The organism is Streptomyces shenzhenensis (genome assembly GCF_021462265.1).
Taxonomy (GTDB): Bacteria; Actinomycetota; Actinomycetes; order Streptomycetales; family Streptomycetaceae; genus Streptomyces; species Streptomyces shenzhenensis.
Genome location: NZ_JAJONF010000054.1, coordinates 1 through 16,129, shown reverse-complemented (window position 1 = coordinate 16,129; position 16,129 = coordinate 1). Strand labels below are relative to the sequence as shown.

General features: G+C 70.8%; 12 protein-coding genes and 1 pseudogene. 5 read left to right on the top strand and 8 right to left on the bottom strand.

Annotated elements, in window-relative coordinates; translation table 11 throughout:
• The first annotated feature begins 107 nt into the window (after nt 1–107).
• Together argG and LQ326_RS40565 are read left to right on the top strand one after the other, a co-directional pair.
• Nucleotides 108–1,556 (top strand): argininosuccinate synthase, encoded by a 1,449-nt coding sequence (argG, locus tag LQ326_RS40570; RefSeq protein ID WP_234544089.1) that lies wholly within the window; start codon nt 108–110, stop codon nt 1,554–1,556.
• Between the two features lie 447 nt (nt 1,557–2,003).
• The gene (locus LQ326_RS40565) at nt 2,004–2,816 is read left to right on the top strand and encodes a PhzF family phenazine biosynthesis protein (protein WP_234544088.1); all 813 of its coding nucleotides are present in this window, start codon (nt 2,004–2,006) and stop codon (nt 2,814–2,816) included.
• Here the strand turns inward: LQ326_RS40565 and LQ326_RS40560 are convergent.
• Both LQ326_RS40560 and LQ326_RS40555 read right to left on the bottom strand, forming a co-directional pair.
• Nucleotides 2,806–3,606 carry a CPBP family intramembrane glutamic endopeptidase gene (locus LQ326_RS40560; protein ID WP_234544087.1) on the bottom strand — a complete coding sequence of 267 codons (801 nt, stop codon included), beginning with the start codon at nt 3,604–3,606 and terminating at the stop codon, nt 2,806–2,808. The genes LQ326_RS40565 and LQ326_RS40560 overlap by 11 nt on opposite strands.
• 195 nt (nt 3,607–3,801) lie before the next feature.
• Nucleotides 3,802–5,322, bottom strand: a complete 1,521-nt coding sequence (locus LQ326_RS40555; RefSeq protein ID WP_234544086.1) for a glutamate-cysteine ligase family protein — start codon at nt 5,320–5,322, stop codon at nt 3,802–3,804.
• 557 nt (nt 5,323–5,879) lie between these two features.
• On the opposite strand from LQ326_RS40555, the gene LQ326_RS40550 reads away from it, so the two are divergent.
• Both LQ326_RS40550 and LQ326_RS40545 read left to right on the top strand, forming a co-directional pair.
• Nucleotides 5,880–6,464 (top strand): hypothetical protein, encoded by a 585-nt coding sequence (locus LQ326_RS40550; RefSeq protein ID WP_234544085.1) that lies wholly within the window; start codon nt 5,880–5,882, stop codon nt 6,462–6,464.
• A gap of 347 nt (nt 6,465–6,811) precedes the next feature.
• Nucleotides 6,812–7,018 (top strand): DUF5999 family protein, encoded by a 207-nt coding sequence (locus LQ326_RS40545; protein WP_181807334.1) that lies wholly within the window; start codon nt 6,812–6,814, stop codon nt 7,016–7,018.
• Between the two features lie 108 nt (nt 7,019–7,126).
• Here the strand turns inward: LQ326_RS40545 and LQ326_RS40540 are convergent, their stop codons facing one another.
• From LQ326_RS40540 to LQ326_RS40515, 6 genes are all read right to left on the bottom strand, one after another.
• Nucleotides 7,127–8,179 (bottom strand): endo-1,4-beta-xylanase, encoded by a 1,053-nt coding sequence (locus LQ326_RS40540; protein ID WP_234544084.1) that lies wholly within the window; start codon nt 8,177–8,179, stop codon nt 7,127–7,129.
• 63 nt (nt 8,180–8,242) lie between these two features.
• Nucleotides 8,243–9,088 (bottom strand): carbohydrate ABC transporter permease, encoded by an 846-nt coding sequence (locus tag LQ326_RS40535; protein ID WP_181807332.1) that lies wholly within the window; start codon nt 9,086–9,088, stop codon nt 8,243–8,245.
• The gene (locus LQ326_RS40530; protein WP_234544083.1) at nt 9,085–10,080 is read right to left on the bottom strand and encodes a carbohydrate ABC transporter permease; all 996 of its coding nucleotides are present in this window, start codon (nt 10,078–10,080) and stop codon (nt 9,085–9,087) included. Before LQ326_RS40530 ends, LQ326_RS40535 begins: the two co-directional genes overlap by 4 nt.
• A gap of 8 nt (nt 10,081–10,088) precedes the next feature.
• The gene (locus LQ326_RS40525) at nt 10,089–11,387 is read right to left on the bottom strand and encodes an extracellular solute-binding protein (protein ID WP_234544082.1); all 1,299 of its coding nucleotides are present in this window, start codon (nt 11,385–11,387) and stop codon (nt 10,089–10,091) included.
• A gap of 148 nt (nt 11,388–11,535) precedes the next feature.
• Nucleotides 11,536–13,050 (bottom strand): glycoside hydrolase family 43 protein, encoded by a 1,515-nt coding sequence (locus tag LQ326_RS40520; RefSeq protein WP_234544081.1) that lies wholly within the window; start codon nt 13,048–13,050, stop codon nt 11,536–11,538.
• A 175-nt stretch (nt 13,051–13,225) separates the two neighbouring features.
• Nucleotides 13,226–15,028, bottom strand: coding sequence for a potassium channel family protein (locus tag LQ326_RS40515; protein ID WP_234544080.1), 1,803 nt, complete (start codon nt 15,026–15,028; stop codon nt 13,226–13,228).
• Between the two features lie 619 nt (nt 15,029–15,647).
• Between LQ326_RS40515 and LQ326_RS40510 the strand changes: the two are divergent.
• Nucleotides 15,648–16,129, top strand: a pseudogene (locus tag LQ326_RS40510) (amino acid transporter); the annotation flags it as partial.

Here is a 16,129-nt window from a genome sequence, read left to right as displayed (position 1 = left end):
TCAACGATATATCGGAAGAGTTCGCATGACAAGACCCTCCCGTCGACGGCGCAAGACGACCCCGCGGCGACGTTGCATGACCATGCGGTCTGATGCATAATCTTCCTATGTCCAAGGTCCTCACCTCCCTTCCCGCCGGCGAGCGCGTCGGCATCGCCTTCTCCGGCGGGCTCGACACCTCGGTCGCGGTCGCGTGGATGCGCGACAAGGGCGCCGTCCCGTGCACCTACACCGCCGACATCGGCCAGTACGACGAGCCCGACATCGCCTCGGTGCCCGGCCGTGCGCACACCTACGGTGCCGAGATCGCGCGCCTGGTCGACTGCCGGGCCGCGCTGGTCGAGGAGGGCCTGGCCGCGCTCACCTGCGGCGCGTTCCACATCCGCTCGGGCGGCAGGGCGTACTTCAACACCACGCCGCTCGGCCGTGCCGTCACCGGCACGCTGCTGGTGCGGGCCATGCTGGAGGACGACGTCCAGATCTGGGGCGACGGGTCGACCTTCAAGGGCAACGACATCGAGCGGTTCTACCGGTACGGCCTGCTCGCCAACCCGCACCTGCGGATCTACAAGCCCTGGCTGGACGCGGACTTCGTGACCGAGCTCGGCGGCCGCAAGGAGATGTCCGAGTGGCTGGTGGCCCACGGGCTGCCGTACCGGGACAGCACGGAGAAGGCGTACTCCACCGACGCCAACATCTGGGGTGCCACGCACGAGGCGAAGACCCTGGAGCACCTGGACAACGGCATCGAGACCGTCGAGCCGATCATGGGCGTGCGGTTCTGGGACCCCGAGGTCGAGATCCTGCCCGAGGACGTGACGATCGGCTTCGACCAGGGCCGGCCGGTGACCGTCAACGGCAAGGAGTTCGGGACCGCCGTCGAGCTGGTCATGGAGGCCAACGCGATCGGCGGCCGGCACGGGCTCGGCATGTCCGACCAGATCGAGAACCGGATCATCGAGGCCAAGAGCCGGGGCATCTACGAGGCGCCGGGCATGGCGCTGCTGCACGCCGCGTACGAGCGGCTGGTCAACGCGATCCACAACGAGGACACGGTCGCCCAGTACCACAACGAGGGGCGGCGTCTTGGCCGTCTCATGTACGAGGGCCGGTGGCTGGACCCGCAGGCGCTGATGATCCGCGAGTCCCTGCAGCGGTGGGTCGGCGCGGCCGTCACCGGTGAGGTGACGCTGCGGCTGCGGCGCGGCGAGGACTACTCCATCCTCGACACGACCGGTCCCGCCTTCAGCTACCACCCCGACAAGCTGTCGATGGAGCGCACCGAGGACGCGGCGTTCGGTCCGGTGGACCGGATCGGGCAGCTCACCATGCGCAACCTCGACATCGCCGACTCGCGGGCGAAGCTGGAGCAGTACGCGGGGCTGGGGCTGATCGGCTCCGCCAACCCGGCGATCGGTGCGGCGCAGGCGGCGGCGACCGGTCTGATCGGCAACATGCCGGAGGGGGGCGCCGAGGCGATCGCGTCCCGCGGGGAGGCTGCGCCGGACGCCGACGAACTGCTGGACCGGGCGGCGATGGAACTGGGCACGGACTGAGCGTTCCGCTCAAGGGGGCCGACTCGATGGCGGGTCGGCCCTCTTCGTTGCCGGGGGGCGGGTGGGCATGGCGCCGTGGGAACGTCCGGTGGGCCGGCCAGTCCCGCACCGTCGTGGTTCTTCGCGCCCCTGAGAGGGAGCGCCGTCGCGACCACCGTCGATGAGCCCGTGCCGCGCCGTCGTGGTTGTTCGCGCAGTTCCCCGCGCCCCTAACGACCATCGTCCGCGAGCCACCGCCGCACCGTCGTGGTACTTCGCGCAGTTCCCCGCGCCCCTAAGCAGGAGCGCCGCCCCGAACACCGTCCGCGAGCCCGTGCCGCAGCGTTGGGGGTGTTCGTGTCGGTGGTGGGGCGTGGTGTCTTCGGGCTCCTCGGGGGGTGGAAATCGGGCCAGGGCTCTGGGATTGGCCTTGGGCGGGCGGGGGGCGCAGGGCCTAGCTTCTGGTTCATGCGGATTCGAATCGTCGATGCCTTTGCCGAGCGGGCGTTCTCCGGGAATCCGGCCGGGGTCGTGCTGCTCGACTCTTTTCCGGACGACGGGTGGATGCAGAACGTCGCCATGGAGGTGAACCATGCCGAGACCGCGTTCGCGCACCCCCTGCCCGAGGGCGGGGACGCGGACTGGGCCTTGCGGTGGTTCACGCCGGTCACGGAGGTCGCGATGTGCGGGCATGCCACCCTCGCCACGGCTCATGTGCTGCACACCACCGGAGCACACGCGGGACCCGTGCGGTTCGCCAGCCGGAGCGGGGTGCTGGTCGCGACGCCCGGAGGGGAGGGGATGATCACGCTCGACTTTCCCACCGCCCCGCTCTCCCGGGTCGACGTGCCCGGCGGGGTCGCCGAGGCGCTCGGCGCCGAACCCGTCGCCGGCTTCGACACCGGCCCGGACGTCGGTGACCTGCTCCTGGAACTCGCCGACGAGAAGACCGTGCTCGGCCTCTTCCCCGACCACAAGGCCCTCGCCGCCTACTCCACGCGCGGAATCATCGCCACCGCCCGCGCTGAGGACCCGGCCAAGGGGTACGACTACGTCTCCCGTTGCTTCTTCCCGAACGTCGGCATCGATGAGGACCCGGTGACCGGGAGTGCGCACACCGCTCTCGCGCCGCACTGGGCCGGCCGGCTCGGCGAGCCCGATCTCACCGGGCTGCAGGCCTCCCGGCGTACCGGGCTGGTCCGGACCTCGCTGCGCGGTGACCGCGTCCTGCTGGCCGGGCGCGCGGTCACCGTCATCGACGGCGAGCTGCTCACGCCGTAGGCAGCCAGCCCACCTTGCCGGCCAGCAGGGCGTACCCGACGAACGCGCCGATGTCGAGCAGGGAGTGCGCCACCACCAGGGGACCGACCCGGCCCCACCGCCGGTACAGGTAGACGAAGACCACGCCCATCACCATGTTGCCGACGAAGCCGCCGATCCCCTGGTAAAGGTGGTACGAGCCGCGCAGGACGGAACTGGCCACCAGCGCCGTCCCCGCGCTCCACCCCAACTGGTCCAGCCGGCGCAGCAGATAGCCGACCACGATGACCTCTTCGAGGATCGCGTTCTGCATGGCGGAGAGGATCAGCACGGGGTACTTCCACCACACGTCGGGCAGCGCCTCCGGGACCACCGTGAGGTTGAAGCCGAGGCCGCGTGCGGCCAGGTAGAAGGCGATTCCGGCGCTGCCGATCACCGAGGCGATCGCCGCACCGCGCCCGAGGTCGGGCCAGGGGCGGCTGCGGTCGAACCCGAGCGAGCGCAGGCTCGCGCCCTCGCGGAGAAGCAGGTGGGCGACGAGGAGGACGGGGACGAGTGCCGCCGCGATGTCGAAGAGCTGCCAGGCGAGATCAAGCCAGGGGCGGCCCGGCGCGGCCGAGGCGTTCATCGTCGCCGCCTGGTCCTTGAGGCCGCCCGGTTTGGTGACCGATCCGATGAAGCTGATCAGGGCGGACACTCCACTCGCACCGAGCGAAAGCCCCAGAACGAGCAGCGTCTCGTCCCTGAACACGCGCCGCGAGGGCCGCTCCAGTGGGTAAGCACCGGCCACCTGCTCCGCCTCCACCTGCACTCCTGCCTCCGGTCGGGCAATCCCGTCGCCCCATGCCCATGGGACACCACAGCTTGCCCGATCGACCCGAAGCAGACGCAGCCGACCCCCGCTACCGCGCCCCGAAAGGGGCGCGGGGAACTGCGCGACCAGCCCCAACGGCGCCGCACCCGACACCCCACCGCACCCCCCACCCCCCACGGCGCCCCGTCGGCCTCACCCCAGCGGCACCGGCTCCAGTAACCCCACCGGCCAGGTATGCACCGGATCGCCCTCGTTCATCAGTTCCGCGTACCGCCGCGTCATCGCCGCCAGCGCCGCGTCCCTCGGCAGCCCCTGTTCCCGTGCCCGGTGGAAGGTCGCCGCCTGCCAGGACGCCCCGTTGACCCGGCGCCGGCAGCGCTCCTCGATCACGCCGAGATACAAGTCCCGGTCGGCGGTGTCGACGCCCCACGCGTCCAGCCCGGCCTCCGCCAGCGGCAGCAGCTCGTCGCGGACGAGGGTGACCGCGTCCACTTCCGCCGTGCCGCCGCCGTAGCGCGCCCGCCTCGGCCAGACCAGACGCGCGTCGATGCCGTCCCGGCACGCCGCGTCGAAGTTCGCCTCTGCCGCGGCGAACGGCAGCCGTGTCCACACCGGGCGGGACTCCTCCGCGAGGGCACGGACCAGCCCGTAGTAGAACGCCGCGTTGGCGATGACGTCGGTGACGGTGGGCCCGGCCGGCAGTACGCGGTTCTCGACGCGCAGATGGGGAACGCCGTCGGCGATGCCGTAGACCGGCCGGTTCCAGCGGTACACCGTGCCGTTGTGCAGGACGAGTTCCGCGAGCTTCGGCACCCCGCCCGCGTCGAGCACGGCCAGCGGGTCCTCCTCGTCGCAGATCGGCAGGAGGGCGGGGAAGAAGCGCAGGTTCTCCTCGAACAGCTCGTACGCCGAGTTGATCCAGCGTTCGCCGAACCAGGTGCGCGGCCGGACGCCCTGCGCCTGGAGCTCCGGTGGGCGGGTGTCGGTGGCCTGGAGGAAGAGCGGGGGGCGGGACTCGCGCCACAGTTCGCGGCCGAAGAGGAACGGGGAGTTCGCGCCCACGGCGATCTGCGCGGCGACCGCCGCCTGCGCCGCGTTCCACACGTCGGCGAAGCGTGCCGGCGTGATCTGCAGGTGCAGCTGCACGGACGTGCAGGCGGCCTCCGGAACGATCGACTTCGACGTGCACACGAGGTGCTCGACGCCCTCGATGTCGAGCAGGAAGTCCTCGCCCCGGGCTGCCACGATCTGGTCGTTGAGCAAGGTGTACCGGTCCACCTCGGAGAGGTTCGCGGAGACCAGGTCGTCGCGCTCCAGGGTGGGCAGGATGCCCGTCATCACGATCCCGGCGTCCACCTCGCCCGCCTTGCGGTCGGCGTACGCCAGGGAGGTGCGCAGTTCCTCGGCCAGCCGGTCGAAAACCCGGCCTTCCAGCCGGTGTGGGGCTATGTTCACTTCCAGATTGAACATGGCGAGTTCTGTTTGGAAATCGCGGCTCGCGATACGTTCCAGAACCTGTCCGTTCAGCATTTTCGGCATGCCGTCGGCGCCGGCCAGATTCAATTCGATCTCGACGCCCATGAGGTTCTTGGGGCGGTCGAACCGCTTCTCCACCAGCAGCCGCTCCAGCCCCGTCAGACAGTCGCGGAGCTTTTCACGGTAGCGCCGGCGATCGGACAGGTCGAACCGGCCCGCCACGACCTTCTCCCCCATCGAAGCGTCCCTCCTCGAATGGGCGGGCCGGGCTTCCGGCCGCCGGTGTCCCGAGTCCAGGTGGGATGATGCCCAGCGGACGCGATCGATAACGTCGCGCGCGGCACCGGCACCCGCTACTCTGTTGGAATGTGTCCCGCGGCACATTCACGAGGCATGGCGCCGCACGCAACTTCGGGTTCCCCGTTCCCCTCGTGAAAAACGCCGACTGCATCCGGCCGACCGCGACAGCCTCGTAATCCGAGGTCAGCGGGGTTCTGATGGGCAGGAAAACGGGAGGATTCCACGCAAATCAACGACCGAATTGCCCCTTGTTCTGTTCTCTGAAACGGGCCGGTGAAACACCACCTGAACAGGCGTCGTATAAACTCCGCAAACAAGGCAGAAGGCTGGCGCCCACGGTCCTGGTTCCTGCCGCCCGAGTGACGTGCGGCAGGCAACGCCCGCACCTCTCCTCACCGCACCGGGCCCCGCCTCTCTGACCTCCTGTGAGCTGACAGCGCTGTCCGCCCCCCGCCCTCGCGCCACCGCGCCTGTCGAATGAGAGGCGAGCCACCATGCCGCTGCATGTCCCTCCTGCCCCCGCGCCCGCACTGCGTTCCGTCCTCACCGCTCTGGGTTCCCCCACCGCGGTCCGTGAGGCCCGGACCCCCTCCCTGCGCGCCGCGCAGGGACCCGTGACCCCCGAACTCCCGCTTCCCGTGCACGTACTGGACCGGATCACCCCGGAAGGCGGGTCCGCCACCCGGCTGGCCGGGTGGCGTTTCCTGATCCGCTGCGGCGACCGGGCGGTGGCCGCGGCCGACACGATGCTCACCCCCGACGGCTGGGCGTTCTCGCACTTCTTCGAGGGCCCCTACATCGCCTCCACCCAGCAGGCACTGCACCAGGCCGAGACTCTCCAACAGGCTTACCAGCCCCGCCTGTTGTCCCTGCCCGGCCTGTACATGCTGGCCCTGTGGCTGCACGGCGACCACACGGCCGACGGCGCCGAGGGGTACCCCGCCGCCACCGACCTGCTCGTGCCGCTGGCACCCGCCCCGCCCGGTGTCGCGGCCCACCGGCCGCACCCGGTCGCCGAACTGCTCCCGGTGCTGACCGGCCGGATCACCCCGGCGCCCCTGCTCATCACGCCCGCCTGACACCGCCGCCCCACCGCGCCGTACCCCGCCGCTCCCGGTCAGTGGCGGGGTACGCGCGTTGTTCTTCCCGTTCCGCTCGTCCGAGCAATTCGCCGCTCCCCAGAGCCGGAACAGCCCTGGCCCTGCGCCGGCCCGCCGTTCGGACTAGCCCCATCCGGCCATGTGAAACCATCCGAATCGGCGGCCCTGTCGGGATGAACCGTCCGCGCGGGTGACGCGTCTCCAACCTGTGAGAAGCGGTGCAGCGAAATCCCTGCGGAGCAACGCCCGGAAGGCAACACTGGTTTCCGACCGACTCATCAGCACGGGGGACCGACATGACCACGACCGAGCGAGAGACCCTATCCATGTGCCAGCACCAGCCGCCGTGTCCGACAGCCGAATCCGCCGACCGGGAGTCCGCCCGCCTCATGGCGCACCACCCGGAGCAGGGATGGAGCCTGCTGTGCAACGGCGTTCTGCTCTTCGAGGACACCGGTGAGCTCCTGCCCGACGGCCAGATCATCGCGCCGCACCGCCCGCTCGGTGCCGGCCGCGTGGTGACCGCCGCCTGACAGACCTGCCGCATCACCCCGGGCGGCCCCGTCGCTCCGCCCGGTGACCCGCAGGGGCCGGACGCACACCCCTGGTGCGCACCGGCCCCGACGTGTGTCCGGGGTCGGTCACCCTTGGTAGCCGAGCGCTGTGCGCAGCGCGAAGTAGGCTGGTTTGGGAGCGAGTTGCTCGTCCCAGGGCAGGGCCGCGCCCTCGCCGGGGAAGAACGCCGGGATCCACGAGTACTTGTCCGTGTAGTCCCAGACCGTGATGCCCACGCAGTGCCGTACCGCCAGGCAGGCCTTGGTCAGATCGGCGTACCAGGTGGCCTGCTCGGCCAGCTTCCCGTCGGTGGCGGGCAGTTGCATCCGCACGTCCACCTCGGTGAGCGCGGTGTCCAGGCCGAGGCGGGAGAAGCGGCGGAGGTTGTCCTCCAGGGTGGACGGATAGCCGTACTGGAGGGCGAGGTGGGCCTGGAGGCCGATGCCGTCCAGCGGGACGCCCTCGGCCTTCAGTTGCCGGGCGAGCGCGTAGTAGGCGTCGCTCTTCGCGCCGAGGCCCTCGATGTTGTAGTCGTTCAGGTAGAGCCTGGCGTGCGGGTCGGCCTGGTGGGCCCAGCGCAGCGCGTCCGCGATGTAGCCGGGGCCGAGCGTCTTGTACCAGAGGGTTTCGCGGTAGCTGCCGTCCTCGTTGAAGGCCTCGTTGACGACGTCCCAGGAGTAGACCTTGCCCCGGTAGTGCCGTACCTCGGTCTGGATGTGCTTCTTGAGTACCGCCCGGAGCTCGGTGGCCGTCCAGTCGCGTGCGGTGAGCCAGTCGGGCAGCTGGCTGTGCCAGACCAGGGTGTGGGCGCGGACCCGCTGGTGGTTCCTGCGCGCCAGGTTCACGATCTGGTCGCCGTCGGTCCAGTCGAACACGCCCTGCTGGGGTTCGGTGGCGTACCACTTCATACCGTTGCCGGGCGTGATCATGTCGAACTCGGTGCCGAGCAGCCTGGTGTAGGCGGTGTCGGTGAGTTCGGGGTTGTCGGTGGCGCTGCCGAAGTAGCGGCCGTGCCGCTGGGCCAGTTCGGCGAGGGTGGGCTGCCGGCCGTGGGCCTGGGCGGCGGGGCCGGTGGCGACCCCGGCGGCCACGAGTACGGCCGCGAGGGCACCGGCGAGTCCGAGACGTGTGCGGGACATCGTGCGACTCCGATCAGTTGGGATGACCAGCGGGGGATGACCAGCGGGACGACCGGTGCGGGATCAGCCCTTGGTGGCGCCGGCGGTCAGGCCGCCGACCAGCTGGCGCTCGGCGACCGAGTAGAAGGCCAGGGCGGGAACCATGGCGAGGACCAGATAGGCGAAGACCCGGGCGGTGTCGGCGGAGTACTGGCCCTGGAACTGCTGGACACCGATGGGGACCGTCCACCAGGTGGAGTCGGTGAACACCAGCAGCGGCAGGAAGAAGTTGTTCCAGCTGGTGACGACCGCGAGCACCGAGACCGTGCCGAGCGCCGGCCGGGCCATGGGCAGCAGGATCCGCCAGAAGAAGCCGAACGCACCGCAGCCGTCGAGCGTGGCCGCCTCCTCCAGCTCACCGGGGATCTCCCGGAAGAAGCCGCGCAGGATGATGATGGTCATCGGCAGCCCGAACGCGGCCTGCGGCAGGATCACGCCCAGCGGGTTGTCCAGCAGGTTCATCGAGCGCAGCAGCAGGAAGAGGGGCAGGGCGGCCACCGCGAAGGGGAACATCAGGCCCATCGTGAACACGGTGAACAGGACTTCCCGGCCGCGGAACGCGAACCGCGCGAAGGAGAAGGCCGCCAGCGCCGACACCGCGACCACGAGCACGGTGGTGGCCACCGCGATCAGCGTGCTGTTGCCGACCAGCCGCCAGAACGTGCCGGAGCCGAGGATGCCGGTGTAGTTGGAGGTGACCCAGGACTCGGGCAGCCCGACCGGGTTGCGGGACAGCTCGTCGGTCGTCTTGAACCCGGACAGCAGGGCGTACAGCAGGGGTACGACCATCACCGCGCCGACCACGATCAGGATGACGTGCAGCGGCAGGTTCCGTACGGCCGTCGTCCTGCGGCTGTTCGTGCCGCTCATGCGCCGTCTCCCCTCATGTTCGTGGTGGCGCCCTCCAGGTCGCGGCGGAGCACGAACCGCTGGTAGGCGAGGGCGAAGACGAGGCTGATGGCGAACATGGCCACGCTGATCGCGCTGGCGTAGCCGACCTGGTAGCGCTTGAAGCCGTACTGGAACATGGTCACGGCCATGGTCTCCGAGTGGTGGTCGGGGCCGCCCGCGGTGACCACCCACACCAGGTCGAAGAGCTGGATGGAGCCGATCACCGACAGGAAGACGCTGATGCGCAGGGTGGGCGCGAGCAGCGGCAGGGTGACGTGGCGGAAGCGCTGCCAGGGGGAGGCGCCGTCGACGGTGGCGGCCTCCGTCAACTCGGCCGGGATGGACTGGAGTCCGGCCAGGTAGAGCATCATGTGGAAGCCGAAGTACTTCCAGGTCATGACCAGGAAGAGGGTGGCCATGACGGTGGAGGGGTCGGAGAACCACTTCCCGCCGAGCACGCCGAGGCCGATGTCGCTCAGGAGATGGTCGGCGAGCCCGTCGTCGGGCGCGAAGATCATGCCGAACAACACGCCGGTGATCGCCTCGGAGAGCACGTAGGGCGCGAAGAACAGCATCCGGTAGACGGCCCGGCCGCGGATCCGCTGGTTGAGCAGGACCGCCATGGCGAGCGCGAACGGCAGTTGCAGTGCCAGCGACAGCACGACGAGGAGCAGGCAGCGCCACAGGTCGCCGAGGAAGACGTCGTCCTGGAAGAGCCGGGTGAAGTTGTCAGTGCCGGTGTAGTCGGAGGGCATGCCGAAGCCGCCCCAGCGGAAGAACGAGGCGTACAGCGCGAACAGGATCGGCAGCAGGACGAGGACACCGAACAGCGCCAGCGCGGGCAGCTGGAAGCTCATCGCGGTGAGCCAGTGCAGCAGCCGGCGCCACCGCCGCGCCCGGCCCGCGGCCGGCAGCGGCGGTGGCGCGGCCTCCGGTCCCGACCGGGTGCCGGGCAGGTAGGTCGAGGTCATCGGGCGGCCTACTGCTCTTCCTTCGCGGTCTTGGTGACCGCCTGGGTGACGTCCGCGGGCGACTTGGACCCGGCGATCAGCCCGGCGACGCTGTCGTTGATCTGCTGGCCGACGGCGGGCGCGTAGGCCTGGTCGAGGTAGAGCTGGAAGCCGGTGGCGGCCTTCAACTGCGCCTGTACGGCCTTGGTGTTGGGGTCGCTCAACGCCTTCTCCGCACCGGGGACCACCGGGAGGGTGTTGGTCTTCTCCACGAGCACCAGGTCGGTGGTCTCGGAGGCGAAGAACTTCAGGAAGTCGACGGCTTCCTTGGGGGCGCCCTTGCGCAGGGCGTGCCCGCCGCCACCGCCGAAGACCTCGGTGATGGCACCCTTGCCGCCCTCGACCGCGGGGAAGGGGAAGAAGCCCAGGTCCGAGCCGAGGCCCTTGCCCGCGTCCGCCTCCACCACCGGGGCCCACTGCCCCATCAGTTCCATGGCCGCCTTGCCGTTGCCGACGGCGGCCGCCTGGCCGGTGGGCGCGGAGTAGGCGGCGCCGAGGAAGCCCTTCTGGAACGGCTGGAGGGCGACCAGGTCCTTCAGATGCTGTCCGGCCTGGACGAACCCGCTGCCGGTGAAGTCCTTGTCGTCGTCGGCCTTCTGGAGGGCGTCGAGCCCGGCCGTGCGCATCGCCAGGTACGCCCAGTAGTACATGCCCGTCCAGCTCTCCTTGCCCGCGAGGGCGAGCGGGGTGATGCCGGCGGTCTTGAGCTTCTGCACCGCGTCGAGGAAGCCGCTCCACGTGGTGGGAGGCTCGCTGATCCCCGCCTTCTTGAAGAGTGCCTTGTTGTACCAGAAGCCGATCATGCCGATGTCGAACGGAATGCCGTAGAGCTTCTGGTCGATGAGGTACGGCTGCTTGGCGACCGACAGCATCCCGTCCGCCCAGGGCTTGGTGGCGTCGGTGAGGTCCTCGACGAGGCCGGCGTCGACCTGCTGCTTGAGGACGCCGCCGCCCCAGGTGTGGAAGATGTCCGGGAGCTTGCCGGAGGCTATGAGCGCCGTCATCTTGGATTTGTAGGCGTCGTTCTCCAACTGCACGATCTTCAGCTTCACATGCGGGTTCTGGGCCTCGAACTTCCTGGCCAGGCCGGCCCAGACGTTCTTCGTCGGCTGGGTGGTGGAGATGTTCCACCACTCGACGGTGACCTTCCCCGACGACGAGGACCCTCCGTCCGAGCCTGAGCCGCAGCCGCTGAGGGCGGTCATGCCCAGACCGGCGGCCGCGGTGGCCGCCAGGAAACCGCGACGGGACAGTGCCGGGTCGCCCATGATGCGCTCCTTGGGGTACGGGACGACCGACGCCGTCCTGGTTCGGTGGTGCTCTGAGGCCACCGCCTTCGAAACATTCGATAAATTCATCGAACGTTCCGAACGGCGACTCTAGGAAGGCGGATCAGGAGCGTCAAGGTGTCGCGCATCAGGTATTGGGCATGTATGCGAACCAGTCGAAGGCGGCCCGCCCCTCGGTGACGTACATGCCGATGACCCGGCCGGTGAACCCGCCGGCCACCTCGGTGGAGAGATAGCGGCCGTCGAGTTCGGCCAGCCGAACGACACCGTCGGGCGTTTCCACCGAAAGGGTCACGGCATCGGGGCCGGCGGGGCGGACGCCGGTCGTGTCGTGCTGCCCCGGTGCGGTGCCGGTGGGCGGCGGCACCCGGGTCGTGCGGATCTCCACCACGAGGGTCAACGGACCGGGCGGCACCGCGCGTTCGGCGAGCCGTTGGCGAAGCGGACCGATCCGGGCGACCGCGCTCACCACTCCCCCGCTCACCTCCAGGTCGTAGTGGTGGGCCTCGTCGATGCGCACCGACAGGCCCGCGCGGCCCGGGCCGGGGTCGAGCAGGGCGGCGGCCCGGCAGTCGGCGTGCTGCTGGCGGCGGCCGACGAAGGTGTGCCCGGCGCGGTCGAGGCTGTCCCCGGTGGCCGTGAGCGTCAGCCATCCGGGCCGCTCGGCCAGTGACCAGGACCCGTCCGGCCGGCTGCGCGGGGAGATCCAGTACGGCGCGAGGGCGGGCGCCGTGAAGTCGTCCCGTACGGGCGGCTGTTCGGCCGGGTGCCAGGCGGCCGGCGCCTCGTGCCGCTCCCGCACCGGGCCCATGCGCGGCCAGCCGTCCGCCCATTCCACCGGGGCCAGGAAGGTCTCCCGCCCGAGCACGTGGAACTCGGGGAACCAGCCGCGCGGCCGGGTGCCGAGCAGCACCGCCCACCAGCTGCCGTCGGCCGCCCGGACGAGGTCGGCGTGCCCGGTGCACTGGACGGGCTCCCGGGTGCCCCGGTGCGAGACCAGCGGATTGCCGGGGGCGGGCTGCCACGGGCCGCGCGGCGAACGGGCGCGGGCCACGGAGACCCCGTGCCCGAGCGCTGTGCCGCCCTCGGCGAGCAGCAGGTACCACCACTCGCCGATCCGGTAGAGGTGCGGCGCCTCGGGGTCCCGCAGCCCCGTCCCCGACCACGTCGGCAGCGGCCCCTCCAGCACCTTCCCGCTCCGGGTGTCGATCCGGGCGACCGCGACCCCCGCGACGGCACACCAGCAGTCACCGTTCTCGTCCCAGGCGAGGTCCGGGTCGATGCCGGGTACGTCGATCCACACCGGGTCGGACCAGGGCCCCTCGGGCCGCTCGGCGGTGACGAGGAAGTTGCCGCCACCGCTGACGTTGGTGGTGATGACGTGGAAGAGTCCGTCGTGGTGCCGGATGGTCGGCGCGTACACGCCACCAGAGGCCGGGGTGTCGTCCGGCAGCGTCAACTGCCCCGGCCGGTCGAGGACGTTGCCGAGTTGCCGCCAGTGCACCAGGTCCCGGCTGTGGAAGAGCGGGACGCCGGGGAAGTACTCGAAGCTGGAACAGACGAGGTAGTAGTCCTCCCCGACCCGGCACACGCTCGGGTCGGGATGGAAGCCGGGGATGACCGGGTTGTCGTACGTCCGCATGTGCGTGTCCCTCCCCAAGCCGCGCCGAAAGTTTCGGCGAGGTCGGCGAACATTACGGAGCGCACTGTAGAAGCCCGCTGGGGGCCGGACAAGGCAGCCGTTACGGCTTCAACCGGTACGGCAGCACACACACCACGACGTGATTCCGGAGGATCCCCCGACCCCGGTCTCAGCCTCACCGAACCCCCGCCATCAGCACGTCGAGCCCGCGCCGGGTGGTGACCATCACCACCCGGTCCCCCGCCTCCAGCACCCGCCCCTGCGCCGGCCGCCAGTCGAAGGCCGCCTGTCCCGAGGCGCTCCCGCCGACCGGCCCCACCGCCAGCACCCGCCACTCCCGGCGCCTGAACGCCTGGTGCACCGAGCGCCCCTCCAGTTCCGGATGCCCGGCCACATCCACGCAGGTGAACAGCAGCGACCCCCGCTCCACCGGCATCACCCCCAGCACGTGCCGCCCCATCATCGCCGCCGCGAAAGAGGGCGCGGCCAGCGCTGAAACGCTCCTGCTCCGGGTGAGCGCGTCCGGATACGACGCGCGCAACGTGCGCTGGACGGTCGCGGCGAAGGCGTCGTCGTACAGCCGTGTGACCACCCGTACCTCGGGGTTGGCCTCCCGGACGGCCATGACGATGTCGAGGTTCTGGCCGTCGTCGCGGGTGAGGACGAGCAGGGAGCCGCACTGCCGGACCCGGGCGAGTTCGAGGACGCCGGGGGCGCCGGCGTCTTCCAGGACCAGCGGGACGCCGAGTTCCCGGGCGAGCGCGACACCCCGGGCGCCTGGGTCCCGCTCGATGGCCACCACCTGGTGGCCGGTGGTGCGCAGCCGGTCGAGCACCCGGGTGCCGACCATCCCGAGGCCGACCAGGACGATGTGGCCGCTGACGTCGTCGTCGGGCGGATGGTTCACGGAGGCGGTGCGGAACGCCTCGGTGGCGTTCATGGTCGCGGCGACCACGAGCGGCAGCACGGCGAGCCCGACGAAGCCGGCGAGGAGCTGGAGTATGCGGCGGGCCGGGGACTCCTCGGTCGCCGGATCCCCCATCGTGAAGATGTCCAGCAGCGGCAGATAGAAGTTCTTCCACCAGGGATGCTCGTCCGCGAAGAGCGCGGTGGCGGTGGACAGGGCGACCACGACGGCTGCCAACGAGCCGTAGACCGCGGCCAGTTGCCGGGAGCGGAAGACCCGCCAGGGCAGATGGGCGAACCGGGCCCGCGCCCAGCGCACCGGCCGCAGCCGCCGGACCCGGCGGGCCGGTTCGGCCGCGTCGAGGTGGACGACCTCCTCCAGCATCAGCCGCCCGTGCGTGAACTGCCGGTGGTACGCCGTCCGGTCGTCGGGCAGCAGCTGGGTGCCGTCCTCGCCGGCCGTCTCGGCGCTGTCCTGGCTGGCCGGGTCGTCCTCGTGGGCGCCGGAGAGCACGGCCAGGGTGGCGAGGTCGGTGGCGTGCGAGGGGGTGCCCGCGGGCCGTACGACACCGCGGAAGACCTTGCCCTCGACCTGGAGGGTGTGGCCGTGGCCCACGGCGGCTGCCGCGACCAGCTCCGGTACGGCGGTGTCGGCGTCGGAGAGCACGGTGGTGGAGGTGTCCGGTGCGGGAGCGTCGCACAGGCCCGCCGCCCGGTCCAGGAGCCGTTCGAGATGACTGCCGCGCTCCCGGTTGAACATCCGCACGACCAGCCGCACGGAGGGGTTGACGGTGCGGGCGAGCAGCGCCGCGGTGACGTTGACCTGGTCGTCGCGGTAGGTCAGGGCGAGCGCGGCGGCCCGTGCCACACCGGCCGCGCGCAGGGTGGCCTCGTCCGGGCGGGCCGAGATGTGCAGGTGGACGGCGGACGTCGGATCGCGGTGCAGGGCGCCGACCCGGGCGCCGTGCTCGTCGTCGGCGGACGGCAGGACCACGGTGACGACCTCACCGCACACGGCGTCCAGTTCGACGGCGAGCCGGTGGGCGAGGCCGTCGTCGCCGCAGATCACCATGTGCCCGGTTCTCTCACCGGAAGCCGCTGGTACAGGAAGGGTCGACGTCACATCAGCCTGAACGGCACCGGCCATGACGCCGGTTCCGGCCGGGCCGCTGCCCACCGTTCAAAATTCCGTCAAGAGCATGTCAAGGGCGGGGGTCCGACGTCCGGATCAGGCTGCGGTCGCACGCGCACGGTGGTGTTCCTGCTGGAGAACAGCCCCCGACCGCCTCCGGCCGACAGCAGTCGTGCGCTCCTGACGACCGTTCAGGCGGTCGCACGGCGCCCGTCCGGTGGTCCGGCCGAACCGGGCCCGCCGCGTCGCCCGGCTCCCGGTCCCGGCCGCGGGGCGGATGTCGTAGGGGCGCCGTGCGGGATAACGCTCGGTGTCCGATCTCCCGCGTCCGCCCGCCGTCCCCCGTACAGCGCAAGCTCCCCCGCGGTCTCCGGACCACCGTTACCTGACGTGCGACCCCAGCCCGGCCAGGGCATTCTTAACGCAAGCTTGACGCCCAGAGCCCGCTGATCCATGGGCCCACACGTCACTCTCTGCATACGCTGGTGCCGCCGTCCGCGTGATGGCCGGAATCGAACTGCGCCGCACCACACCGCGCCGGACACCAGGAGCCGACCCCATGGCCACGACCGAGCACCCCCCTTCCAGTCGCCTGCGCGCCTGGATGCTGGAGGGGCTGTCCGACATGGGCAGGAGCGGCGGCCACACCGGACCCCACGCGCAGCCCGAGCCCGCGCACCAGGGCCAGCGCTGGTGGCGGGTGATGTGCCTGACCGGTGTCGACTACTTCTCGACCCTCGGCTACCAGCCGGGCATCGCGGCGCTCGCCGCCGGCCTGCTGTCGCCGGTCGCGACCATCGTGCTCGTCGTCGTCACCCTGGCCGGCGCCCTGCCGGTCTACCGCCGCGTCGCCGAGGAGAGCCCGCACGGCGAGGGCTCCATCGCCATGCTGGAGCGGCTGCTCTCCTTCTGGCAGGGCAAGCTCTTCGTGCTGACCCTGCTCGGCTTCGCCGCCACCGACTTCCTGATCACCATCACCCTGTCGGCCGCGGACGCCTCCACCCACCTGGTCGAGAACCCGCACCTGACCGACTTCCTGCA